Source organism: Sphingomonas sp. Leaf28 (assembly GCF_001421685.1).
Lineage (GTDB): Bacteria > Pseudomonadota > Alphaproteobacteria > Sphingomonadales > Sphingomonadaceae > Sphingomonas > Sphingomonas aurantiaca.
Map to the genome: position 1 here is coordinate 77,256 of NZ_LMKX01000010.1, position 22,275 is coordinate 99,530.

Genomic DNA, 22,275 nt, shown 5'->3' on the forward strand with positions numbered 1-22,275 from the left:
GGGAGAGGGGGGACACCGTCAGTCGTCGGTCTTGCTGGGGAACGCGAAGCCCAGAGGCTGGATCGCCGTGGCATCCTGCTTCAGCCGCGCGGCCATCTGCTCATATTCGCGCTCGGTTTCCGGGGTGACGCTCGCGCGCGACTCTTTCAGCGCGCCGTCGAAGTCGGCCATCGTCACGTCGGTCGAATCGATCGACCGCCGCAACGCGACCAGGCCGGCGCGACGGACGACATCCTCCAGATCCGCACCGCTGAAGCGGTCGGTCCGCTCCGCCAGACGATCGAGATCGACGTCGGACGCGAGCGGCATCTTCTCGGTCTGGATGCCCAGGATCCGCCGGCGGCCAGCCTTGTCGGGGACGCCGACATAGACGAGCTCGTCGAACCGCCCCGGCCGCAGCAACGCCGGGTCGATCAGGTTCGGCCGGTTGGTCGCTCCGATCACGACGACCGACTGCAGCTCCTCCAGCCCGTCCATCTCGGCGAGGATCGTGTTGACGACGCGCTCGGTCACCTGCGGCTCGCCCGCACCGCTGCCGCGCGCGGGCACCAGCGAGTCGAGCTCGTCGATGAAGATCACGCACGGCGCGACCTGACGCGCGCGCTGGAACAGCCGGGTGATCTGCTGCTCGCTCTCGCCATACCATTTGCTCAGCAGGTCGGACGATTTGGTGGCGATGAAGTTCGCCTCCGCCTCGCGCGCGACCGCCTTCGCCAGCAGCGTCTTGCCGGTGCCGGGCGGACCATAGAGCAGGAAGCCCTTGGCGGGCCGGATACCCAGACGGCGGAACGCATCGGGGTTCTTGAGCGGCAGTTCGACGCCTTCCTTCAGCCGCATCTGCGCATCGTCGAGCCCGCCGACATCGGCCCAGCGCACCGTCGGCGCCTGGACCATGACTTCGCGCATCGCCGAGGGCTGGACGCGTTTGAGCGCACCGAGGAAATCCTCGCGCGTGACCGACAATTCGTCGAGCACTTCGGGCGGAATCGTCCGCTCCTCGAGGTTGAGCTTGGGCATGATCCGCCGGACCGCCTCGATCGCCGCCTCGCGCGCCAGTGCTGCGAGATCAGCGCCGACGAAGCCGTAGGTGGTACGCGCCAGCTCATCGAGATCGACCCGGTCGCCGAGCGGCATGCCGCGCGCGTGGATGCCGAGGATTTCGCGGCGGCCGCGTTCGTCGGGGACGCCGACCACGATCTCGCGGTCGAACCGGCCGGGACGCCGCAGCGCCTCGTCGATCGCCTCGGGCCGGTTGGTGGCGGCGATCACGACGAGGTTCGCGCGCGATTCGATGCCGTCCATCAACGTCAGCAACTGCGCGACGAGCCGCTTCTCAGCCTCGCCCGACACCTGCCCGCGCTTGGGGGCGATCGAATCGATCTCGTCGATAAAGACGATCGAAGGCGCGGACTTCGCGGCTTCCTCGAATACCTCGCGGAGGCGTGATTCGGACTCGCCATAGGCCGAGCCCATGATCTCAGGCCCGTTGATCAGGAAGAACTGCGCATCCGATTCGTTCGCGACCGCACGCGCGAGACGCGTCTTGCCGGTGCCGGGCGGGCCATGCAGCAACACGCCCTTGGGCGGATCGACGCCCAGCCGCTGGAACAGTTCGGGATAGCGCAGCGGCAGTTCGACCATCTCGCGCAGCTGGTCGATCGTCTGCGCCATGCCGCCGATATCGTCGTAGGTGACGTCGGCACGACGCGCGGCCTGCGGCTCCTCGTACTCGGAGCGCAGCTCGATCTCGGTATTCTCGTCGATATGCACCACGCCCTTGGGGCTGGCGGCGATCACCGCGAGGCGGATTTCCTGCAACGCATACGCCGGCGCGTTCATGAACTGCTGGACGCCCGGCGGCATGTTGCCGACGCGCTGATGCCCCGCGGTCGCGACGATATCGCCCTGGCAGATCGGCCGGCCGAGGAACGTGCGCTTGAGCGCGTTGGTCGATCCCTGGAGGCGGAGATTCTGCTGTGCGGGCGCGAAGACGACGCGCGTCGCAGGCTTCGACTCGGCCTTGCGCACCTCGACGAAATCGCCCGAACCGACACCGGCGTTCGCACGCTGGAGCCCGTCGATGCGGAGGATGTCGAGGCCCTCGTCCTCGGGATACGGCCCGACGGCACGCGCGGGCGTGTTCTGCTTGCCGAGGATTTCGATCACGTCGCCCTCGCCAATGCCCAGCGTCGCCATCAGCGCGCGCGGCAGATGCGCCAGACCACGGCCGCTATCCTCGGGCCGCGCATTGGCGACCTGAATTTTCCGCGTGGGGATTTCGCTATCGGCCATGTCGACTCCATTCGCATTCCTAGCGCCCGAGATAGGGCGCCGGTTCCGATGGTTCGAGGACTTGAAAACACAAAAAAAGGGCCGGCCAATGAAGGCCAGCCCATGAAAGTTTTTAGGAGAGGATGCCTGAAAGGCGAGGTCTTTTTGCGTCGGGACGGTTGATGTTGCAAGTGCGAAGGGATCAGCTACGATTGCGCTAACTGCAATCGTATGTCTGAATGCGTCCAGCGGTTGTTGTCACACTCGTCGAGTCGAAAGAGGGATCATGCGCAGGCTGCCGCCATTGGGGGCTATCGAGGCGTTCGTGCAGGTCGCGCGGCTGGGGTCGATCAAGGCCGCGGCCGAGGATCTCGCGCTGTCGGCCCCCGCACTCAGCCGGCGCGTGCAGAGCCTCGAACGCTTCATCGCCAAGCCGCTGTTCGCGCGCCGGCATCAGGCGATGGTGCTGAACGCGGATGGCGAGCGGTTGCTGGCACAGATCGCGCCGGTGCTGGACTCGCTGTCGGATGCGGTGGAATCGCTGACCAGCACCACCGAGGTGCTGCGGCTCAGGCTCGGGATCCTGCCGCTCTATGCCTCGCAGAAACTCTTCCCGCGGCTCGGCGAGTTGCGGACCACGCACCCCGAGCTCCATCTCGACATCGATACCGCCGCGCATCTGGTGTCGCGGCTCGGCGACGGGCTCGATGCGGTGATCGCGTTGTCGCGCGAGATCGATCCGTCGCTCTATGCGCGGCGGCTCGATCGCAACTCGGTCTATGTGATCGGCGCGCGCAGCCTGCTCGAGCGTGCCGACCCGGTCACGCGGCCCGAACAGCTCGCGACGCTGACCGCGCTGGTGCACCGCGACATGACGGATACCTTCACGGCGTGGCGGACGGCGGCCGGGCTCGACGAGATCGAGCCGCTGGCGATCGACCATTTCGATTCGGGTGCGCTGATGCTCGAGGCCGCGGCGCAGGGCCTGGGCGTCGCGTTCATGCACGCGAGCCATTTCGCCGACGCCAACGATCCGCGGCTGGTCCGGCTGTTCGATATCGAGGTGGAGAGTCCGTACAGCTACTGGTTCGTCTGCCGCCCGCGGGCGCTGCAAACCAAGCCCGTCAAGCTGTTCCACGACTGGCTGATCCGGACCTTGGCGGAAGTCTGACCGCTACTCCCCTCCCGCTTGCGGGAGGGGGCGGGGGAGGGGCGTGCCTCACCGGCCGGACGCCAGTACGTACGTCGTGCCCTCCCCTAGCCCCTCCCGCGAGCGGGAGGGGAATATGCTTACCCGACGCCTTCGTCCCGAGCTCCAGCCCCAGCCCCGAGCTGCGAGCCCCCCGCCCGTCACCCCAGCGAAAGCTGGGGTCTCCCCGTTGGGAAGCGGCGAGGCTCGAACCGGGAGATCCCAGCGTTCGCTGGGATGACGGGTGGGGTTTGGGTTGATGGTGGTGGTGGGTTGGAGGAAAGATAACACAGCAACTGCGACGCGCTTCTGTCTCGAAGCGCGTCGCGGCGAAGCCGCGCCGTCGGACGGAGTTTCACTCCGCCGGCCGGCTTCGGCTGTCTCCGGCGCAGCCTTTGCTGCGACGGTGCAGCCTTTAGCTCAGGCTGCGCGTGCCTTGACGATCTTGCCCGGTGCGCGCGGCGGCTCGCCCTTGGGGAGCGCGTCGATCAGGTCCATGCCGTCGGTGACTTCGCCCCACACGGTGTACTGCTTGTCGAGGAAGCGTGCGTCGTCGAACACGATGAAGAACTGCGAGTTCGCCGTGTCGGGCTGGTTGGTGCGCGCCATCGAGCACACGCCGCGGACATGCGGCTCGGCCGAGAACTCCGCCTTGAGGTTGGGCTTGCTCGACCCGCCGGTGCCGTCGCCGCGACCACCGTCACCGCCCTGTGCCATGAAGCCCGGGATCACGCGGTGGAAAGGCACGCCGTCGTAAAAGCCTTCGTTCGCGAGTTCGGCGATCCGCTCGACATGCTTGGGCGCGAGATCGGGGCGGAACTTGATCGTGACGTCGCCGCCATCGAGGGTCAGCGTGAGCGTTTCGGGGGTGTCAGCCATTCATGTTCTCCTGAATTGATGAGGCGCAGATAGGGAGCCGCACTCCGACTGGCAAATGCACGCGCGTCGCGTTAGGGCCCAAGCGCATATCTTTTAAGGGAGGCAGCCATGAGCGAACTCGAGCTTCCCGAGGTCGAAACCGACACCCAACCCGAAACGCAGCTGGATCGCGACGATCATCTGCGGCCCGAATTCGTCCGCGCGGTGCTCGACGCGGTCGAGGACGGCGACGACGAGGCCGCGCGCGCGCTGGTCGAGCCGCTGCACCCCGCCGACATCGCCGATCTGTTCGAGCTGACCCCGCAGGAGGATCGCGCCGCGCTCGCGCGGGCGGTCACCGACCTGCTCGGCGGCGACGTGTTCGCCGAGATGAACGATTATGTCCGCGAGGATCTGATCGACGCGCTCGAGCCGCACCAGGTCGCCGATCTCGCCTCCGAACTCGATACCGACGACGCGGTCGCGATCATCGAGGACATGGACGAGGACGAGCAGCGCGCGGTGCTGCGCGCGCTCGATCCGGACGATCGCGCGGCGATCGAGGAGGCGCTGAGCTACGCCGAGGAGTCCGCCGGTCGCCTGATGCAGCGCGAGCTGATCGCGGTGCCCGAGCATTGGACGGTCGGCGACGCGATCGACTATCTGCGCGGCCACGAGGAACTGACGACCGATTTCTGGGAGATCTTCGTCGTCGACCCTGCGCACAAGCCGATCGGCACGTGCCAGCTGTCGTGGATGCTGCGCACGCCGCGCGGGATCGCGATCGCCGACGTGATGAAGCGCGAGCAGACGCTGATCCCGGTCGACATGGACCAGGAAGAGGTGGCGCTGCGCTTCCAGAAATACGCGCTGATCTCCGCCGCGGTGGTCGATCATGGCGGCCGGCTGGTCGGGATGATCACGGTCGACGACATCGTCCACATCATCTCCGAAGAGGCGGGCGAGGATACGCTGCGTCTGGCAGGGGCCGGCGATGGCGACATCAACGAGCCGATCCGGCTGACCGTGCGCACGCGCTTCACCTGGCTGGTCGTCAATCTGGGGACCGCGATGGTCGCGTCGTCGGTCGTCGGGCTGTTCCAGGGGACGATCGCGAGCTTCGCGCTGCTCGCGGTGCTGATGCCGATCGTATCGGGGATGGGCGGCAATGCGGGCACGCAGACGCTCGCGGTGGTGGTGCGCGCGCTCGCGACCAACCAGCTGACGAGTTCGAATACCGCGCGGATGATCGGCCGCGAATTCCGCATCGCCGCGGCGAACGGCGTGATGCTGGGGACGCTGATCGGCTGCGGCACCTATGTGATCTTCCACAACCCCAATCTGTCGATCGTGATCGCGGCGGCGATGCTGACCAACAATATCGTGGCGGGCTTGAGCGGCGTGCTGGTGCCGGTGACGCTCGACAAGTTCCGGATCGATCCCGCGGTGTCGTCGGCGGTGTTCGTCACGACGATGACCGATACGATGGGGTTCTTCTCGTTCCTCGGCCTCGCGTCGTTATGGGGCCTGCACGGTTGATCGGCGCGGTTTAAGGCCCATTTCCAACGCCATGCCGCTTCACCTCACCAAAGTCGCGTTCGGCGCGGACAGCGTCGACCATCTCGCCGAGCGGCTTCGCCTGCGCGGCGAGGAGGGTCCCGTGTTCCTCACCACGCGCTATCTGCCCAAGCGGCACGAGGAGGTCGCGGGACAGGGATCGATGTTCTGGATCCTGAAGCACCAGCTGATCGCGCGCTCGCCGATCCTCGGCTTCGGCGAGGCGGAGGGCGGCCGCGTCGCGATCCATATCGATCCGAAGCTCGTGCTCGTCCAGGCCCGCCCCAAGCGCGCGCATCAGGGCTGGCGCTATCTGGAGGATGCGGACGCGCCGCTCGATCTGGGGGGCGACGCGAGCGGGCTCGACGTGATGCCACCCGCGCTGATGACGAAACTGGCCGAACTCGCGCTGATCTGAGCGGCCCGCCTGTCTGGTCTCAGGAAGGCGCGCCATCTTTTCCGCACACGACCGGGCCGCCCGCCGCGGCATCCACCCGGCATTTCGCAGCGCCGGTGACCGTCACCGTCCCCAACCCGCTGTTCGTTACCTGCGCGGTGTAGCGCGCCGCCGCCTTCGTCTCGCCGACCCCGTCGAGATGGACGGTCAGGTCGTTGACCGCCAGCCCCGATGCGTCGATCGCGCCCGGCCCGCTCGTCACCAGCCGCGCCCGCGCCGCGCGACCCGCGAGCGTCATCTTGCCCGTGCCGATCAGCGTCGCGTTCAACTGGTCGGTGTCGGCGGCAGCAACCGACAGGCTGCCATTGCCGCTGACCGTCACGTCGACCCGCATGCCGCGCATCTTCGCGATCGTCAGCCGCCCTCCCGCCGCGACGCTGGCCGAGGTTAGCCCGGGCGTCGACAGCGTGACCACGATCGGTCCTGCCCCCCGCCCCTGCTCACCCCGCGGCTGTTCGCCCCAGCCACCCGCACCTTTGCGCACCGACAGCGTCGTACCGTCGACTCGCACCGCCACCGCCTGCGTCGCGCGGGGATCGCCGGTGATCGTCGCGCGCGGCGAGCCGATCGTGACGCGGACCTCGAACGGCCCCTCGACTCGCACCCGGTCGAAACTGCCGACCGACTCGGTCCGGCTGGCGGTGGAGGGCTGTGCGAACGCCGGCGAAGACAGAAGCAGCAGCAGCGGCGCGAGCAGATATCTCATGCCCACACCGTCGCCGCTCCCGCCGCATCACGCAAGTCAGCTCCCGCAGCGCACGCTCCCCGTGCCCATCTTCGATATCGTGCAGCGCGAGCGTGGGCCGAGGTCGACGTCGCCCGACCCCATCATGTCGACCTTGGCGGGGCCGTCGACAACCGCGCGGACGCTGCCCGAGCCTGCGATCTCGACCTTGGCGGACTTCGCCTGCAGCCGCGTGCCGTCGACATCGCCCGAGCCCGCAATCTCGACGTTCAGGTCGCGCGCGGTGCCGCTGGCGCGCGCGGTGCCCGAGCCCGCGATCGAGAACTTGGCCGCCTCCACCTGCACCGCGGCGATCGTCAGATTGCCCGAGCCCGCGATCCCGCCCTCGAATGCGCTGCCCTCGACCCGGTCGATCGCCATGTTGCCCGAGCCGGAGACGGTCGCCTCGCTCAGCCGCGGCAGCGTGACGTACACCTTGACCTTGGGCCCCTTGCTCCACCCAAAGCCCGTCCCGTTCTTGCGGCCGATATCGAGCGTCGCGCCGTCGCGCGCGATACGCAGCCGATCGAGCTGCTCGGTCGGCCCCTCCGCGCGGACCGAGAAGCCCGTCCCCACGCGAACGTCGACATCGTCCGAACCGCGCAGGTCGATCTGGTCGAAATCGGCGATCTGGAACGTGCGCGTGGTGCCCGACCCCGAGGCGGCGACACCCGACCCTTCCGAGTCGCTGTCCCAGCCGAAGGAGCAGGCCGCGAGAGGAATGATCAGCCCAAGCGCAAGAAAGTTCATCGCATCCTCCTGTGTGTTGCTAGAACAATACACCTGATCGAAAGCGGTGCCAAGCGGATTTGCGTGCGAGGCTTATAGGGAATGGTGACGATACGCCCGAGTTGGGGGCGTGATGCCAGGACCGATCGTCGCGCTATTTGCGCTTGCACGGATAGGCGTCGCGCAGCGCATCGCGCACGACGAAGGACGGCGCACCGGTGCCCGTCTTCTTGGCCCGCGCGCGCAGATAGCCGCGCACGGTGGCCGCGACCTTGATGTTCGAGACACTGGCCGGCAACGGACAGATGTCGCCCGTCAGCGACAGTGCGTCGAACTCGCCGAGGATGTACCCGGTGCAGAAATTCGCGCTCGGATCGCTGTCCTTGCCCTGGCAGAATTCGAGCAGCTGTTGGGTCGTGAGCGAACTCACCACCACCGGTCGATCGGCCGCCCCATCCGTCTTGCGAGCAGGAACTCGATCGGCCGCGACGAGTGCGGCAAGCATCAGCAGGATCATCGTTTTCCCTTCGCGCCGGACCGCACTTCAGCGCGCGACGGCGGCACTGACATAGGGCAGCAGGCGTACGCGTGGGAACACGTCGTCGAGCGATTTCGTGTCGGGCAGGATGTAGACCACCCCGCCCTTCTTCTGGAACGCCGGCGTCAGCGTGCCGGTATAGAATTTGGTACCGACATTGATGCAGCCGAAACTGATCCGGTTGTCGTCTGGCGACGGCGACAACAGCCGCTCGACCCGGTGCTCGCTCTTGTGCGTGGTGATCACCGCATGCAGCGCCACCGAATTCGAATAATCGACCCAGATCACGCGCTGCCGACCAAAGGCACGCCCGAACTTCGCGACGAACCGCCCCGCGGGCGTCGTCCGCTCGGCCGGACCGATATCGGCCAGGTCCTTGGCACCGATACCCGGCGACGAGTCGTCGCCGATGCCGACGCCGAGCAGGACCGGTGTCACGCCCATGAAGTCGCCCTTGCCGCTGAAGAGCAGCAACGACGCCGCCTGCTTGTCGATCACGACATAAGGCAGCCCGCCATTGTCATGCTCGGCCGCAATCCACGCGATCATGCGGCTCGCCGGCTCCGATTGCGGCGGCAACACCAGCGGCGGCGCCACGACCTTGGCGGTCTTGGCGCGCGCGCGCTTTGGCTGCGCGCTCGGCTTGGCTTTGCGCGACTTGGTCGCGGCAATCACTGCCCCCGCCGACGCCACTTGCGGCGCGACGAGGGCGAGCGATAGCGCCAGGCCGAAGCCTGTACGACACGCGCGACGGGACACCCCGGCAGACATCACGATGCGAATGTCCAACCGGGCCGTCCGTCGATGCAGGCGTTCGCGATGATGGCTTAGCCGCGCGGCTTGCGCTGGCGCTGCTTGGCCTGCATCTGCATCTGCTGGTCGAGGCCATCGACGCGGCTGTTGATCTGGTCGATCCGCTGGCCGTTTTGTTGCGACTGGCCGGCAGCCGCCTGAGCCTGGGCAAGCGCCTGGCCCGACGTGCCCTCGACGGTCCGCAGCTGGCCGTCCAGGCCGTCGATGCGCGTGTTGACCACGGCGATCTGCTCGCGGACGAAGCCCTTGGTGGCGCAACCGCTCAGGCCGATCCCGGCGATCAGGATCAGGGCAACCGTCGGGTATTTCGGGAGATTCGAACGCATAAACTTATCCTTCCAAAACTGGATGGCGTCAGTCAGCGGAGAGTCGGCGGAATGACAATCGATATCCGGCGAGACGTTCGTACCGTGCGGTGAGAGTTGGTCGGCACCGGCATCTAGGACAGCATTGCAGGTGCAACGAGTCTGACGGTTGCTTTCTTTGCCTATAGCAAGCTTAGGTTCAGATAAGCAGTTATCGACTCGCCGAGTCGGACATATACTTGAATATGCCACCCCGGCCCGCGCCGCTACTTTCAAAGGCCGCGCACAACGAAAAAGGGCGGCCCCGCAGGACCGCCCTTTCGTCTTGGCAAGATGCGCGGGCGTTACGCCGGCACCTTGTCCTTGTTGTAGATCGCAGCCGCCGCGCGGAGGATGTCGAGGATCTTCTCCTGCGCCTTGGGCTCGTCAATCTCTTCCATCGCGGCCAGTTCGCGTGCGAGGCGGCTGGTCGCGCCTTCGAAGATCTGGCGCTCGGAATAGCTCTGCTCGGGCTGGTCGTCGGCACGGAACAGGTCGCGAACCACTTCAGCGATCGACACCAGGTCGCCCGAATTGATCTTCGCCTCATATTCCTGCGCGCGGCGCGACCACATGGTGCGCTTGACCTTGGGCTTGCCCTTGAGCGTGTCCATCGCCTCGCGCATCGTCTTGTCCGACGACAGCTTGCGCATGCCGACGCTTTCGGCCTTGTTGGTCGGCACGCGGAGCGTCATGCGCTCCTTCTCGAACCGCAGGACGTAGAGTTCCAGTGTCATGCCGGCGATTTCCGAGCGCTGGAGCTCGATCACACGGCCGACCCCGTGCTTTGGATAAACGACGAAATCACCGACATCGAAGGACAGTGCCTTGGCAGCCATTTGGGGCCTTTCCGGATCAGGCCTCCACGCGACGCCTCGACGAAGGGCTCGTCGCTGCTGCATCGGGGGGAGGGATAGGTCTAACTCACGCCAGGCGCACGACTATCGTCATCGCACCCGTCACGGACCCGAATAGCAGCTTTGCAACAAAATTACCAGCCGAACATGGCAGACGGCTTGCCCCATCGGGCAATTCGCATGCGATATCAGTCGCCTGCGCCGGGTTCCGGCGAGAAATATTTGTCGAACTTGCCCTCGACGCCCTTCATCGCGTCCGCGTCGGGGGGCGTCTGGTTGTCGTTGCGCGTGACGTTGGGCCATTGCGCCGAGAAGGTCGTGTTGAGCTCGAGCCACTGCTCAAGCCCGCTCTCGGTGTCGGGCAGGATCGCTTCGGCGGGGCATTCCGGCTCGCACACGCCGCAATCGATGCACTCGCTGGGATTGATCACCAGCATGTTCTCGCCCTCGTAGAAGCAATCGACCGGGCACACTTCCACGCAGTCCATGTACTTGCAGCGGATGCAGGCGTCGGTGACGACGTAGGTCATTATGAGAACTCCTGGGCCGGATTCCTTTCCGGCGACGAATGCGGCAGCGACTATGCCCGCCTGCCCCTCGCGTCAATCATAGCAAGCCTTCTGCGAGACGTTATCAAGCTATCCCGCTGATCCTCCCCCCTCCACCGTCATCCTGACGAAAGTCAGGACCCAGAGTTGCGAAGGGCTGCCCGGCTTGGCTCTGGGTCCTGACTGTCGCCACGATGACGGATGTCCGCCTCCAGCATGCCCTGCGCCGGATCACGCACCGCCCCGACAGGCGTGCTGCCCGCGACCAGATCCTGATAGCAGGCCTGCGCCTCCGGAGCCGGCCCGCGGCGCGTCGGCAGCGCCTCCACGCGAATGACACGAACCTGGTCGTACGCGGCAAAGGTCAGCACGTTGCCGATCCGTACCGGGCAATGCGCCCGGTCGATCGGACGCCCGTCAATGCGCAGGCGCCCCTTCTCGGCGATCGCCTGTGCTGCGCTGCGCGTCTTGGCGAGCCGCACGAACCACAGGAACCGGTCGATCCGCATCGCGCCTTCACCCATGGCGAACCAGTGCAGCAAGCCCGGCAAACGCGTTCTGCCGCGACGGATCGATCGCAACCGGCGGCGCCGGGCGCGCAGGCGGGCGACCGCGCCAGACCCAGCGCGGCGTGTCGCCCGCCAGCGCCTTGAACCCGAGCTCGGCCATCAACCGCTCGAGCGACGCCGGATCGACCCCGATCGACGTGGCCAGCGCCGGATCGGGCGCGAACGGCGTGCGCCCCTGCCGCGAATCATGCGCGGCGCGCGCGATCCGCTCGATCAGGTCGACCCGCACCGCCTGCAGCCCGAGCGGGCGGAACCCGGCGTCGAGCGTCGCGCCGTCGCTGCCGCGCGCGAGAACGGTCGCCCCATCGCGCGGCGCCGCGATCACGCTCCCACGCGCCGCGGCCAGAACCCGCCGCCAGCGCGCCGATTCGGGCTTCAGCAACCGCGCATCGAACAAATCGAGCGCGCCGATCGTGATGCCGGTCTTGCGCAGACGCTTGCGCGCATCGGGATCGATCGCGTCGAGCGCCAGCCGCATCGGCAGCCGCGGCAGGATCCCGCCAGCCTCCTCGATCGCGCTCGCCACCGCGCGCAGCGCAGGCGTCGCGGTCGCGTCGCGGCTCGTCTCGGCAAGCTCGACCAGCACCGCCACCCGCCGCTTGAGCATCGTCGCGAGCCACCGCACCAGCCGCGCCTCGATCCGCTCGCGCGCCACCTTGTCGAGACAGTCGAGCGACCGGTCGAGGATCAGCTTGGGCCGTGCGAACGATGGCCCCGCCCCCAGCTTGCCCACCGGATGCCCCGCCCAGACGATCTGCGCGCTATCGTCGAGCGCGATATCGGCATCGGCCGCGTCGACCAGAGCCTGCCCGCGCCGCGACCGCTCGCCCGCCAGGCGCTTTTCCGCCGCCGCGAGCAGCAGCCTTTTGTCGCTCGCGCGCGCATCCGCCGCCACGGTGAAGCGGAACCCGTCGAGCCGCCCGATCGGATGATCCTCGACCATCACCTCGCCCTCGGGCCCGATCACCACCGGCAGCGCGCCCGCATCCGCGCCGATCTGCCGCATCAGCGCGGTCGTGCGCTTGTCGACGAACCGCTGAGTCAGGCTGGCATGCAGCGCATCCGACAGCCGCTCCTCCAGCGCTGCGGTCCGCGCCGCCCACAAGGTCGGTTCGGCCAGCCAGTCCGCACGCTGCGCGATATACGCCCAGATCCGCGTCGCCGCGATCCGCCCCGCGATCACCGGCACGTCGCCGGCGACCGTATCGAGCCGCGCGATCTCGTCGGCAAACCATTGGTGCGGGATATGCCCCCGCCCCTCGCTCAGATGCCCGAACACCCGCGAGACGAAGCGCGCATGCGGATCGAGGCCGACCTTGCGGAAGTCGGGCACGCCGCACGCCGCCCACAGCCGCGCGACCATCGCCGGATGCCGCGCGCGCTCGCGCACCCAGCCTTCCTCGGCCAAGCGCTTGAGCACGCCCAGGTCGAGCGATTGCGGCGCGGCGCGCAAAACACCCGCGGGCGGGCGCGCTTCAAGGCTCGCGACCAGCGCGTCGATGCTCGCGAAATCGGGCGCGCCCTGCCGCCAGTACAGATTTTCGAGCCGCGGAAACCGGTGCTCCTCGATCGCGAGCACCTCTTCGGGCAGGAACGCGCCCGGCCCGTCGTCGGACAGCGCGCCGAACGTACCGTCGCGCTGGTGCCGCCCCGCGCGCCCCGCAATCTGCGCCATCTCCGCCACCGTCAGGCGCCGCTGCCGCTTGCCGTCGAACTTGTTGAGGCTGGCGAACGCGACATGCGCGACGTCCATGTTGAGCCCCATCCCGATCGCGTCGGTGGCGACCAGATAATCCACCTCGCCCGCCTGGAACATCGCGACCTGCGCGTTGCGCGTCCGCGGCGACAGCGCGCCCATGACGACCGCGGCACCGCCGCGCAGCCGCCGCAGCATCTCGGCGACCGCATAGACTTCCTCGGCCGAGAAGGCGACGATTGCCGATCGCTTGGGCAGCCGGCTGATCTTCTTGGCGCCCGCATAGGTCAGCGTCGAAAAGCGCGGCCGGTTGACGATCTCCGCCTTGGGCACCAGCGCCTTGATCATCGGCCGCAGCGCCTCCGACCCCAGGATCATCGTCTCCTCGCGCCCGCGCGCGCGCAGCAACCGGTCGGTGAAGACATGGCCGCGCTCGGGATCCGCGCCCAGCTGCGCTTCGTCGAGACCGACAAACGCGACGTCGCGGTCGGGCATCGACTCCGCGGTGCACAGGAACCAGCGCGCATCGGGGGGCACGATCTTTTCCTCGCCGGTGACCAGCGCGACGCGGTTCGCACCCTTGATCGCAACCACGCGGTCATACACTTCGCGCGCCAGCAATCGTAGCGGGAAACCGATCATCCCGCTGGAATGCGCGCACATCCGCTCGATCGCGAGGTGCGTCTTGCCCGTGTTGGTCGGCCCCAGGACCGCGGTGATACCACCGGACGCGTCGTCGCTCATGACAGACAACATCGGGGGTAAACCGCGCCGGTGCAATGACCTGTACGCAATTGCGTGATCGGCGGTCGCCCGATTGGCCCTACTCGGCGCGCGCGGTTCGCCGCGGACATCACCACATGCGTTGACCGCCCCGCCGGGCGCGCTACGTCGGGGGAATGGCAAAACCCGACCGCCTCGCCCGTCTCGACGCCCAGCGCGAGGACCTCGAAACCGACTATCGCGACACGCTCGTCGCCGCGCTGGAAAAGACCGCCGCCGGTTCGCTCGGCCTGTTCGACCGCAGCACGGACCGCCGCGTCCGCGCCGCGATCGCCCCGACGATCGACTCGCTCGCCGAGATGGGCGCCGACATCGCCGCGATGCGCGAGCGCCTGATGATGGAGCCGTTCGCGCTCCACCGCGACTTCTTCGCCGCGCGCGGCCCGGTCAAGGCCAGCGCGGTCGGCGAACAGAAGGAAGCGCGGTCGTGGCTCGACCGGCTCAACGCGCCGCCGTCCTGACGAAAGCGGTAGCGGCGCGGTTCCTGGGGTAACCGCAACGCCTCCCACGCCGTCATCCTGATGATCCACGCCGTCATTCTGCCAACCGACGCCGTCATCCTGACGAAAGTCAGGATCCAGGGTTACAGGCGGCGCGGTGCGTGGCTATGGGTCCTGACTTCCGTCAGGATGACACTAGCGGGGGGCAGGTGGACCGGTAGGGGGGCAAAACAGCCGCCCCGGATTACCCCTCGAACCGCCACCCGGCGTTCGTCCCCGCGAGGAACGGCACCACCGCGGTCTCGCCCGTACCGATCGACGCCGGCACCTCGACATCGTCGCGCACCAGGGTCACCGTGCCCTCATTGAGCGGCAGCCCGTAGAAGCGCGCGCCATGCTCGGAGGCGAACCCCTCGAACGTGGCGAGCGCGCCTTCCTCGTCGAACACGCGCACATACGCCTCCAGCGCGAACGGCGCGTTGAAGATCCCCGCGCACCCGCAGCCGGATTCCTTCGCCCCGACGACATGCGGCGCGCTGTCCGTCCCCAGGAAGAACCGCGGCGACCCCGACACCGCCGCCTGCCGCACCGCAAGCCGATGCTTTTCGCGCTTGAGCACGGGCAGGCAATAGGCGTGCGGCCGCAGCCCGCCGTCGAACAGCGCATTGCGGTTGATAAGCAGATGTTGCGGCGTGATCGTCGCGGCGATCGGGTGGTCCGCCTCGGCGACGAACGCCGCCGCCTCCGCGGTCGTGATATGCTCCAGCACGATCTTCAGCCCCGGATAGTCGCGCACCAGCGGCGTCAGCACGCGCTCGACGAACACCGCCTCGCGGTCGAAGATGTCGATCGACTTGTCGGTCACCTCGCCATGGATCAGCAGCGGCATGCCGATCCGCTGCATCGTCTCCAGCACGCCGGTCAGCGCGCGGATATCGGTAACGCCGTGCGCCGAATTGGTCGTCGCATGCGCGGGGTAGAGCTTGCACGCGGTGAACACGCCCTCGGCATGGCCGCGTTCGAGCTCGGCGGGATCGGTACCGTCGGTCAGATAGCACGTCATCAGCGGCGTGAACGTCGCCCCCTCGCCAAGCGCCGCCATGATCCGCTGCCGATACGCCGTGGCCGCCTCGATCGAGGTCACCGGTGGCGTCAGATTGGGCATGATGATCGCACGCGCGAACTGCCGCGCGCTATGCTGCGCCACCGCCTCCAGCATCGCGCCATCGCGCAGGTGGACATGCCAGTCGTCGGGGCGGCGGATCGTGAGGCTGTCGGTCATGCCGCCTTCCTATCGGCGTGGTCGCGGAGATGCCAGCCGCCCGGTGCTTGGAAATCGCGACGCACGCACTAGGTGATGGTGATGGACCAGCATATTCCCGGAACGATGCTCGCGGACCGCAGCGTGATCCGCGTCGCAGGCGAAGACGTGCGTGGCTTCCTGCAAGGGTTGGTCACCGCCGACACCGCGCTGCTACCCCCCGACGCGCCCGCCTGGTCTGCGCTGCTATCGCCGCAAGGCAAGGTGCTGTTCGATTTCATCCTCTGGGCGGACGGCGACGACGTGCTGATCGACGCCGAGGCGACGCAGGCCGAGGCACTGACGAAGCGCCTCTCGCTCTACCGCCTGCGCCGCAAGATCACGCTCCAGCCGGACGCCGCGAAAGTCCACTGGTCCCCGACCGGCGATCAGGGCGTTCCCGACCCACGTCTTGCAGCGCTCGGTAGGCGCTGGCTCGCACCGGCGGGCGAACCCGCAGCCGACTGGCACACGCACCGACTGTCGCTCGGCGTCTGCGAAGGCGTAGCCGAGCTCGGCGCCGGCGAGACCTTGTGGCTCGAATGCAACGCGCGCGAACTGAACGGCGTCAGCTTCACCAAGGGCTGTTATGTCGGGCAAGAGAACACCGCCAGGATGCACCACCGCTCGAAGGTCAACCGCCGCCTCGTCGTCGCGCCCTTCACCGAGCCGAGCAACCGTACCCGCACCACCTATCCCGAACGCGCCCTGATGATCGAACTCCGCCGCGTCGAGGCGCTCGGCGACGCGCTCATCCCGACCTGGCTCGCCGCGGCTTTGGCAGAGAGCGACCCAAGCGCGGCGTAGCCGCTGCACTTCGCCCACAAGTAGATATCACGCGAAGGCGCGAAGGCGCGAAGATGTTGCGCCCGCACCAGCGTCCGAATCCAGTCCATGACCACGCACGGCACTGCTCCACGATATCTGGAAGCCGGGCAACGCAGCGCCGCCAAAGCTATCTTTGCGCCTTCGCGCCTTCGCGTGAACGCATCTACGTTTCGGAAAATCGATGCCGCCGGCAGGGCGGGTGCGATTCCCCCGAACGGACCGTCTCCGCGCCGCCGCGCCTCCGCGCGAACCCATCACCGCCGCACAGCACGCTCCCCCCGCGAAAAGCCGCGTACGGCAGACAAAAGAAAAGGGAGGCCGGCTTGCGCCGACCTCCCCGATCTTCATTCCGTAGTCGATCCGAGGATCGACTGGCGAAAGTCTTACTGGCCCGAACCCGGACCGTAGGTGACTTCCACGCGACGGTTCTGCACTTCGCGAACGCCATCGGCGGTCTCGACGCGCGGACGGCTCTCGCCGAATGCTTCCGTCGAAATGACGCTGTCCGGGATGGCATGCGAAGACAGATATGCCTTCACGCCATCTGCGCGGCGCTGCGACAGACCGACGTTGTACGAAGCCGAACCCGACTTGTCCGCGTGACCTGCGAGCATGACCTGTGCGTTGCCGCACGACTGGTACTGCGTGATCGCGTTGTCGAGAATCGACGCTGCCTCTGGCGTGATGTCCGACTTGTCCCATTCGAAGAACACGATGAACGGACCAGGCGAGCAGACGACTTCAACCGGCGCCGGGGGCGGCGGGGGAGGAGGCGGCGGCGGCGGCGGCGGGGGCGGCGGCGGGGGAGGTGCAGCCGGCTCGCCGAAGTTGTACGTCACACCACCAAGGATGCTGTGCGAACGATAGCGACCGTCGAACACGCGGTTCGAGATGTCGACCAGCTTGACGTTCTCTGCGTTGAAGAAGCGATACTTCAGCGTTGCGTCGATGTGGTCGGTCAGCGGTGCACGGATACCGGCCAGGCCCTGATACGCGAACACGGTGTCCGAGTCGTTCAGGAAGTCGCCGCTGTTGTTGAGTGCGTACTGCGCCTTGACGCGAGCAACACCAACACCACCGCCGACAAAGCCCTGGATGCCATCGTCCGGACCGAAGTCCAGAAGGCCGTTCAGCATGAAGCTGAGCGCCGACGACGAACCACCAGCATAGTCGTAGTTGCCGGGGTTTGCGTTACCGCGAGCGGTACCCTGGAAGAACGGCGTGGTCGTGGTCGACGAATAGCCGTCCACGGTGGCCTTGCGGTAGCCGACTTCGGTTTCGAGGCGGAAACCGCCAAAGTCGTAGCCCATTACGGCGTCGACATCGTAACCATAGTTATGATCGACCGAACCGGCATTGTTCAATGCGCCGATATCATAGTCGATGTCTTCAACGATCATCGCACCGCCTTCGACGCCTACGTACCACGACTTGTCGCGGGCGAGGGCGGGAGTGGCGAGTGCGGTGGAGGCGAGTGCCAGAACGACGGCAAGCTTCCGCATACTAATCCCCTTTCATGAGTGTCACACGGACATCGCAAACTCCCTATCCTCGGGCTTGTTTCCACGCAAGCTGACAAAAGTTAGAGGTGTTGCTGGAACGACACAGTTTTTGGGGTGTTTCAGCCGCCAATCAGCCCGTGACCGCGTAAAGTGCCCAATATGGCGCCAATTGCGGCCCGCGCCTGACTATCGACGACGGTGCCGCCGGTCGGGTCGGGAATCGCCGCACGCCGCGCGCCGACCACGTCGACTCCGCCGATCGACACGCGAGTCCCGGCCAGCACGCCAACCGTCCACGCGCCGCCGCCGAACCGCATCGGCTGCCCGTCGGCGATGCTCCACACCGTCATCCCCTCGCGCGGGGCGACGAACCGCCACCCGCCGCTCGTCCACCCCGCGATCGCCCGCGCCTGCCCGGTCCAGCCGCCGGTCGGCGCAGTGCCGACGATCCAGGCGTTTCCCGCCACCGGCGCGCCCGGCGGCGTATTGGTTCCCGCGGTCAGTACGCTCGCCTGCACCGTCAGGTCGAGCAGCGCGAGCGCCTCGTTGTGAGTCGTTTCCTTCTGCGCCTGGCCAGGCTGCAGCAACGGCAATGCCAGCCGCGATGTGCGTTCGTCGCTCATAATTCGTTCCCCCGTTGGTGAATCACGCCGGTACGATCAGGTCCGCCGCCAGCGACTCGCCGAACATGCCGCGCTGCCGCACCGTCACGACCGCGCCGGCGGCCCGCTCGGTCGCGCTCACCGACACCGTCGGCGCGACGACGTCGACGTCGCGTGTGCCCGCCGGCGTCGAGACGGTCGCCCGGTACGCCTCGCTTTCCTCGGCAAGCGGCGAGTCGACTCCGTCGATCCACCGCCACCCCGCCCTGCTGCGCCGGGTCCAGCGCACCGTCGCGCTCCCGTCCACCTCGCCCGCGCACACCAGATGCACCGGCGACGGCGGCACCACCGATGCACCCGTCATCAGGCACCGCGTCTCGGCCGGCGTCGAGTCCCCCACCCCCGACGCCATCACGCGCACGGTCCGCCCCAGCACCGACACCGGCAGGTCGAACGTCCGCACGGCGTCCGCCTCGATCAAGACGAAGCGGTCGCCGATCGCCTGCGCACCCGCCGCCGCCTCGCTCCCCCGCCGCCCGCGCAGCAGCCCGCTCAACCGCCACCGCGCAGCCCCCAGCGGTTCCGCCCGCGCGAACTGCACCAGCTCGTCGCCCAGCAACGCCAGGTTGACGCCGCGGTCGAGCGCCGCGGCATCCGCATCGCGCAGCTCCATGTCGGCCTGCGCCAGGATCACCTCGAACGCGCCGCGCAGATCGACCAACGCGGTCGACGCGCCCGGCGCCACCACCGCGATCGTCCCCAGCACCGCGGGCGCCGCCGTCGCCCCCGCCGCGACCCAGCTCACCCCCTCGTCGATGCTGTAGAGCAGCGCCGCCTGCCGCCACGCCGCGCCCGTGCCCGCGGCGACCACCGTCATCCGCGGCGCGCTCAACGCCGCATCCTCCAGCCCCGCCACTTCGAACGCGCGCAGGATCGTCGCGCCGATCACCGCATCGACCGCGCCCGACACGCGCCCACTCGTCGCGCTGGCGGGCAGCGACGCGGGTACCAGCGGCACCAGCCCCAGCGTCGTCACCATCCCCTCGATGCTGCTATCCGCCACCCGCCAGACACCGCTCTCGCCCGCGATTTCCACGCAGTCGCCGGGCGCTATTCCCATCGCCGCAAACGCTGCCGCGAGCGTCCTGCGCACGCGCCCGGCCTCGGCACGCGCCAGCATCGCCTCCGCCACCGTCTTGGCCGCCCCCGCCTCCAGCACCGCGGGCACCTCGACCGATACGTCGCGCAGGCCCGCCCCCGGCCGCCGCGCGCGCTGCACGCCCGCCTGGTAATCGCGCGCCGCGTCATAATAGCCGACGCTCACCGTGCGCGGCACCGTCTCGATCGCCGCCACCGCACGCGCCCGCCGGCCACCCGTCTTCCCCGACGCAGCAAACCCCTCATCGGCCACCACGACGGTGGCCTCAGCCGCATCGCGCATCACCAGCCCCGCACCCGATGGCGCAAACCACGCCCCGCCGGCCTCCCCCAGCATCGTCAGCACCGCGCCGACGCTCCCGCCGGCCGCAGCAAAGCCGCCCACCGCCAGCGCCGTCGTCCCCGACACCTCCGCCGCCAGCACGCGGGCGATAGTCGACACCAGCAATATGCCGTCGTCGGCAATCACCTCGAACGTCAGCGACGGGATCCGGTTGCCGAAATCCGCCAGCTGCAACAGCTCGAACACCGCATAGGCCGATCCCCGATAGGCGGGCGTCGCCGCGCCTTCCGCCGACGCGATCAGCGGATCGACCGCCTGGTCCTCGCCGCCCAGATGCAGCCGGAACCCCGTCGAAGTCTTGAAGTCGCCCGCCGCCCCGCGCAGCAGCTTGCCCTCCGCCCAGATCCGCCCCACGCCCAGCACCGCGCGCGCCGACAGCAGCACCGCGAACGACGCCGCATAGGAATAGGTCGAGACGCTCGGCTGCCCCTTGCCCGACCGGGACGTCGCGCGGCTCTCGATCAGGTCGGTCGCCCAGATCACCGTCCCCGCCACGCGCATCGTCCCGAACAGCTTGGGGATCTGGCTGCCATAGGAGGATGTCTGCACCGCCAGCTCGACCAGCCTCGGCCCCTCGCGCCGCGCCGGCGCGAACACCGTGTGATCCACCGCCTGCCCGATCAGCGCGCCGATCGCGCCGCCGATCGGCCCGCCCACCGCGCTTCCCACCGCGGTCAGTACCAAGGTCGCCATGTCACACCTCCATCCGCCAGACACCGATCAGCGGCCAGGGCGGCAGCCCCGGTCGCTCCACCACGCGCCGCAGCGTCGCATCGGCATGCACGAACCCCGCCGCCGTCCGGATCCCCAGATGCCCCTGGCCCGGCCCCACCGCCATCAGCAGCACGTCGCCGGGCGCCGCGGTTCCGACTCGCACCAGCACCCGGTCGAGCCCCCCCAGTCGCCGCCACGCAGGCAATACCCGGCACCGCCGATCGCCCAGTTCCGCGCGACATTCCGGCGACGTCGCCTCCACCACCGGCCGCTCAAGCGCCGCGCTCGCCCCGCGCAGCTCGGCAGTGAACCCCGCCTCCCCCAGCTCGACCGCGCCGATGATCCCCTCGCCCAGCGCGACGCGCGCACCGGGGTCGGTCCAGTCCACCGCGAACAGCATCACCCGCGCACCATCCCACCGCCCGCCGAGCAGATCGCGCTCACCGATCGCGGCCGAGGTCAGCGCGCCTGCAACATCCATCGTATCCGCCTCCAGCCCGTCCGACCGCTGGATCGCCGACGGAGTCATCCCCGGCGCCGCCCGGTGCACCAGCCCCGCCACCACCAGGTCGCGATCATGCGCGGTCACCCGCTTGACCTCCGCCGCCGCGATCCGCTTCGCCAGCGCGTCGAGGTGCTTGATCAGCGCCGCATCGGTCTCCTCCGCCGACGCACGCGCTTTCCGCCCGCGTCCGCCCGCCGTCCCCGCGACCCGGTCCGCATTCCGCGCCAGCAACCGCAACGCCAGATCGACCGACGTGATACCCGCCGACCGCACGCCCCCGCCGCCGACCCCGACCCCGACCCCGCCGACACCAGCATCGGGCACCACCGCATCCCCCGCCCCCTCGGCAGCGCGCGCTTCCGAGGCGGCCTTCCGCCGCGCCGCGCCATACCCCTCGGTCTTGGCATGCGCGCCCGTCGCGTCGCGCGCCTGCGCGATCCCTGCCTCGATCGCAGGCGACGGGTCGATCCCCTCGAGCGCGAGCGCCATCAACCCCTGTTCGAGCCGGCCATAGCCCTCCGCCAGCGCCTCCTGCCACTGCGCCGCGAACACCGGATCGCGCCGCCGCAGATAATAGGCGCCGCAATCGGTCATCCCCATCGCCGCAGCCGAGGCGCGCACGTTGCACGTCGCGCTCAGCATCGCGAAGAACCCGGCGCGCCGCGCCTTGGTCCAGCCGTCCTTGCGCACCGCGGCGCACTGCACGATCCGTTTCTCCCCCGCCACCAGCCGCACCATCCCCGCTCTCCCCCCGACAGGACCCGCCAGACCGCAAAAGGGCCGGCGACACCCGAGGCTCTCACCCCGACCGTCCCGGCCCGACTCGCAATTCTTCAGCGTTCCTGTTATGTACCAAACGAGCGTGACGATGTCAAGCGTTTTAACCGATCTGGTTCTAGGCCGTCACTGCAACCCTACGCCTGCAAGCGATCTCCCCCACCACGTGCGCT

General features: G+C 68.3%; 19 protein-coding genes and 2 pseudogenes. 5 read left to right on the plus strand and 16 right to left on the minus strand.

Annotated features, from left to right (window positions below; all coding sequences use genetic code 11):
- Positions 1 to 18: 18 nt before the first annotated feature.
- Entirely contained in the window at positions 19 to 2,292 is a 2,274-nt protein-coding gene (locus ASE79_RS15815; RefSeq protein WP_056418822.1) for a CDC48 family AAA ATPase, read from the minus strand.
- A gap of 265 nt (positions 2,293 to 2,557) precedes the next feature.
- On the opposite strand from ASE79_RS15815, the gene ASE79_RS15820 reads away from it, so the two are divergent.
- Positions 2,558 to 3,442 carry a LysR substrate-binding domain-containing protein gene (locus tag ASE79_RS15820; RefSeq protein WP_056418825.1) on the plus strand — a complete coding sequence of 295 codons (885 nt, stop codon included), beginning with the start codon at positions 2,558 to 2,560 and terminating at the stop codon, positions 3,440 to 3,442.
- Positions 3,443 to 3,880: 438 nt separating this feature from the next.
- On the opposite strand, the gene ASE79_RS15825 is transcribed toward ASE79_RS15820, so the two are convergent.
- Positions 3,881 to 4,339 (minus strand): peptidylprolyl isomerase, encoded by a 459-nt coding sequence (locus ASE79_RS15825; RefSeq protein ID WP_056418828.1) that lies wholly within the window; start codon positions 4,337 to 4,339, stop codon positions 3,881 to 3,883.
- A 108-nt stretch (positions 4,340 to 4,447) separates the two neighbouring features.
- On the opposite strand from ASE79_RS15825, the gene mgtE reads away from it, so the two are divergent.
- Together mgtE and ASE79_RS15835 are read left to right on the plus strand one after the other, a co-directional pair.
- Complete coding sequence (gene mgtE / locus ASE79_RS15830) at positions 4,448 to 5,857, plus strand: magnesium transporter (protein ID WP_056418832.1); 1,410 nt, start codon at positions 4,448 to 4,450, stop codon at positions 5,855 to 5,857.
- A gap of 31 nt (positions 5,858 to 5,888) precedes the next feature.
- Entirely contained in the window at positions 5,889 to 6,293 is a 405-nt protein-coding gene (locus ASE79_RS15835; protein WP_056418834.1) for a DUF1489 family protein, read from the plus strand.
- 19 nt (positions 6,294 to 6,312) lie between these two features.
- On the opposite strand, the gene ASE79_RS15840 is transcribed toward ASE79_RS15835, so the two are convergent.
- From ASE79_RS15840 to ASE79_RS15880, 9 genes and pseudogenes are all read right to left on the minus strand, one after another.
- Positions 6,313 to 7,038, minus strand: coding sequence for a GIN domain-containing protein (locus ASE79_RS15840; protein ID WP_056418836.1), 726 nt, complete (start codon positions 7,036 to 7,038; stop codon positions 6,313 to 6,315).
- A gap of 36 nt (positions 7,039 to 7,074) precedes the next feature.
- Positions 7,075 to 7,806 (minus strand): head GIN domain-containing protein, encoded by a 732-nt coding sequence (locus tag ASE79_RS15845; protein WP_056418838.1) that lies wholly within the window; start codon positions 7,804 to 7,806, stop codon positions 7,075 to 7,077.
- A 133-nt stretch (positions 7,807 to 7,939) separates the two neighbouring features.
- Complete coding sequence (locus ASE79_RS15850; RefSeq protein ID WP_056418841.1) at positions 7,940 to 8,302, minus strand: Rap1a/Tai family immunity protein; 363 nt, start codon at positions 8,300 to 8,302, stop codon at positions 7,940 to 7,942.
- Positions 8,303 to 8,329: 27 nt separating this feature from the next.
- Positions 8,330 to 9,094 carry a hypothetical protein gene (locus ASE79_RS15855; protein ID WP_156359744.1) on the minus strand — a complete coding sequence of 255 codons (765 nt, stop codon included), beginning with the start codon at positions 9,092 to 9,094 and terminating at the stop codon, positions 8,330 to 8,332.
- A 56-nt stretch (positions 9,095 to 9,150) separates the two neighbouring features.
- Entirely contained in the window at positions 9,151 to 9,462 is a 312-nt protein-coding gene (locus ASE79_RS15860) for a hypothetical protein (protein WP_055882210.1), read from the minus strand.
- 323 nt (positions 9,463 to 9,785) lie between these two features.
- Positions 9,786 to 10,319, minus strand: a complete 534-nt coding sequence (locus ASE79_RS15865; protein ID WP_056018441.1) for a CarD family transcriptional regulator — start codon at positions 10,317 to 10,319, stop codon at positions 9,786 to 9,788.
- A gap of 206 nt (positions 10,320 to 10,525) precedes the next feature.
- Positions 10,526 to 10,867: a ferredoxin FdxA gene (fdxA, locus tag ASE79_RS15870; protein WP_031393648.1), complete on the minus strand. Its 342-nt coding sequence runs from the start codon at positions 10,865 to 10,867 to the stop codon at positions 10,526 to 10,528.
- Positions 10,868 to 11,139: 272 nt separating this feature from the next.
- Positions 11,140 to 11,394: pseudogene (locus ASE79_RS15875) on the minus strand (RNA-binding S4 domain-containing protein); the annotation flags it as partial.
- Between the two features lie 7 nt (positions 11,395 to 11,401).
- Entirely contained in the window at positions 11,402 to 13,894 is a 2,493-nt protein-coding gene (locus tag ASE79_RS15880) for a helicase-related protein (RefSeq protein WP_056418844.1), read from the minus strand.
- 155 nt (positions 13,895 to 14,049) lie between these two features.
- Here ASE79_RS15880 and ASE79_RS15885 point away from each other — a divergent pair, with 155 nt between their 5' ends.
- Positions 14,050 to 14,394, plus strand: coding sequence for a hypothetical protein (locus ASE79_RS15885; protein WP_056418846.1), 345 nt, complete (start codon positions 14,050 to 14,052; stop codon positions 14,392 to 14,394).
- A gap of 223 nt (positions 14,395 to 14,617) precedes the next feature.
- Here ASE79_RS15885 and pyrC read toward each other — a convergent pair whose 3' ends face one another.
- Entirely contained in the window at positions 14,618 to 15,655 is a 1,038-nt protein-coding gene (gene pyrC / locus ASE79_RS15890; RefSeq protein WP_056418849.1) for a dihydroorotase, read from the minus strand.
- 81 nt (positions 15,656 to 15,736) lie between these two features.
- Here pyrC and ASE79_RS15895 point away from each other — a divergent pair, with 81 nt between their 5' ends.
- On the plus strand, positions 15,737 to 16,480 hold the full coding sequence (locus ASE79_RS15895; RefSeq protein WP_056418852.1) for a YgfZ/GcvT domain-containing protein: 744 nt from the start codon (positions 15,737 to 15,739) through the stop codon (positions 16,478 to 16,480).
- A 404-nt stretch (positions 16,481 to 16,884) separates the two neighbouring features.
- Here ASE79_RS15895 and ASE79_RS15900 read toward each other — a convergent pair whose 3' ends face one another.
- The 4 genes and pseudogenes from ASE79_RS15900 to ASE79_RS22075 all read right to left on the minus strand — a co-directional run.
- A complete protein-coding gene (locus ASE79_RS15900; protein ID WP_056418855.1) occupies positions 16,885 to 18,003 on the minus strand; it encodes an OmpA family protein in 1,119 nt (372 codons plus the stop codon).
- Positions 18,004 to 18,122: 119 nt separating this feature from the next.
- A complete protein-coding gene (locus ASE79_RS15905) occupies positions 18,123 to 18,626 on the minus strand; it encodes a DUF2793 domain-containing protein (RefSeq protein ID WP_056418860.1) in 504 nt (167 codons plus the stop codon).
- 22 nt (positions 18,627 to 18,648) lie between these two features.
- Positions 18,649 to 20,799, minus strand: coding sequence for a phage tail protein (locus tag ASE79_RS15910; protein WP_056418864.1), 2,151 nt, complete (start codon positions 20,797 to 20,799; stop codon positions 18,649 to 18,651).
- A gap of 208 nt (positions 20,800 to 21,007) precedes the next feature.
- A pseudogene (locus ASE79_RS22075) lies at positions 21,008 to 21,409 on the minus strand (DUF2163 domain-containing protein); the annotation flags it as partial.
- Positions 21,410 to 22,275 lie beyond the last annotated feature (866 nt).

Excerpts from the sequence above, each read along its gene's own strand:
- ASE79_RS15835 (WP_056418834.1), top strand. The coding sequence starts at position 5,889 with ATGCCGCTTCACCTCACCAAAGTCGCGTTCGGCGCGGACAGCGTCGAC.
- ASE79_RS15845 (WP_056418838.1), bottom strand. The coding sequence starts at position 7,806 with ATGAACTTTCTTGCGCTTGGGCTGATCATTCCTCTCGCGGCCTGCTCC.
- ASE79_RS15850 (WP_056418841.1), bottom strand. The coding sequence starts at position 8,302 with ATGATCCTGCTGATGCTTGCCGCACTCGTCGCGGCCGATCGAGTTCCT.
- pyrC (WP_056418849.1), bottom strand. The coding sequence starts at position 15,655 with ATGACCGACAGCCTCACGATCCGCCGCCCCGACGACTGGCATGTCCAC.
- ASE79_RS15905 (WP_056418860.1), bottom strand. The coding sequence starts at position 18,626 with ATGAGCGACGAACGCACATCGCGGCTGGCATTGCCGTTGCTGCAGCCT.
- ASE79_RS15900 (WP_056418855.1), bottom strand. The coding sequence starts at position 18,003 with ATGCGGAAGCTTGCCGTCGTTCTGGCACTCGCCTCCACCGCACTCGCC.
- ASE79_RS15885 (WP_056418846.1), top strand. The coding sequence starts at position 14,050 with ATGGCAAAACCCGACCGCCTCGCCCGTCTCGACGCCCAGCGCGAGGAC.
- ASE79_RS15840 (WP_056418836.1), bottom strand. The coding sequence starts at position 7,038 with ATGAGATATCTGCTCGCGCCGCTGCTGCTGCTTCTGTCTTCGCCGGCG.
- fdxA (WP_031393648.1), bottom strand. The coding sequence starts at position 10,867 with ATGACCTACGTCGTCACCGACGCCTGCATCCGCTGCAAGTACATGGAC.
- ASE79_RS15820 (WP_056418825.1), top strand. The coding sequence starts at position 2,558 with ATGCGCAGGCTGCCGCCATTGGGGGCTATCGAGGCGTTCGTGCAGGTC.
- ASE79_RS15880 (WP_056418844.1), bottom strand. The coding sequence starts at position 13,894 with ATGAGCGACGACGCGTCCGGTGGTATCACCGCGGTCCTGGGGCCGACC.
- ASE79_RS15910 (WP_056418864.1), bottom strand. The coding sequence starts at position 20,799 with ATGGCGACCTTGGTACTGACCGCGGTGGGAAGCGCGGTGGGCGGGCCG.
- ASE79_RS15860 (WP_055882210.1), bottom strand. The coding sequence starts at position 9,462 with ATGCGTTCGAATCTCCCGAAATACCCGACGGTTGCCCTGATCCTGATC.
- ASE79_RS15855 (WP_156359744.1), bottom strand. The coding sequence starts at position 9,094 with ATGTCTGCCGGGGTGTCCCGTCGCGCGTGTCGTACAGGCTTCGGCCTG.
- ASE79_RS15815 (WP_056418822.1), bottom strand. The coding sequence starts at position 2,292 with ATGGCCGATAGCGAAATCCCCACGCGGAAAATTCAGGTCGCCAATGCG.
- ASE79_RS15825 (WP_056418828.1), bottom strand. The coding sequence starts at position 4,339 with ATGGCTGACACCCCCGAAACGCTCACGCTGACCCTCGATGGCGGCGAC.
- ASE79_RS15865 (WP_056018441.1), bottom strand. The coding sequence starts at position 10,319 with ATGGCTGCCAAGGCACTGTCCTTCGATGTCGGTGATTTCGTCGTTTAT.
- ASE79_RS15895 (WP_056418852.1), top strand. The coding sequence starts at position 15,737 with ATGGACCAGCATATTCCCGGAACGATGCTCGCGGACCGCAGCGTGATC.
- mgtE (WP_056418832.1), top strand. The coding sequence starts at position 4,448 with ATGAGCGAACTCGAGCTTCCCGAGGTCGAAACCGACACCCAACCCGAA.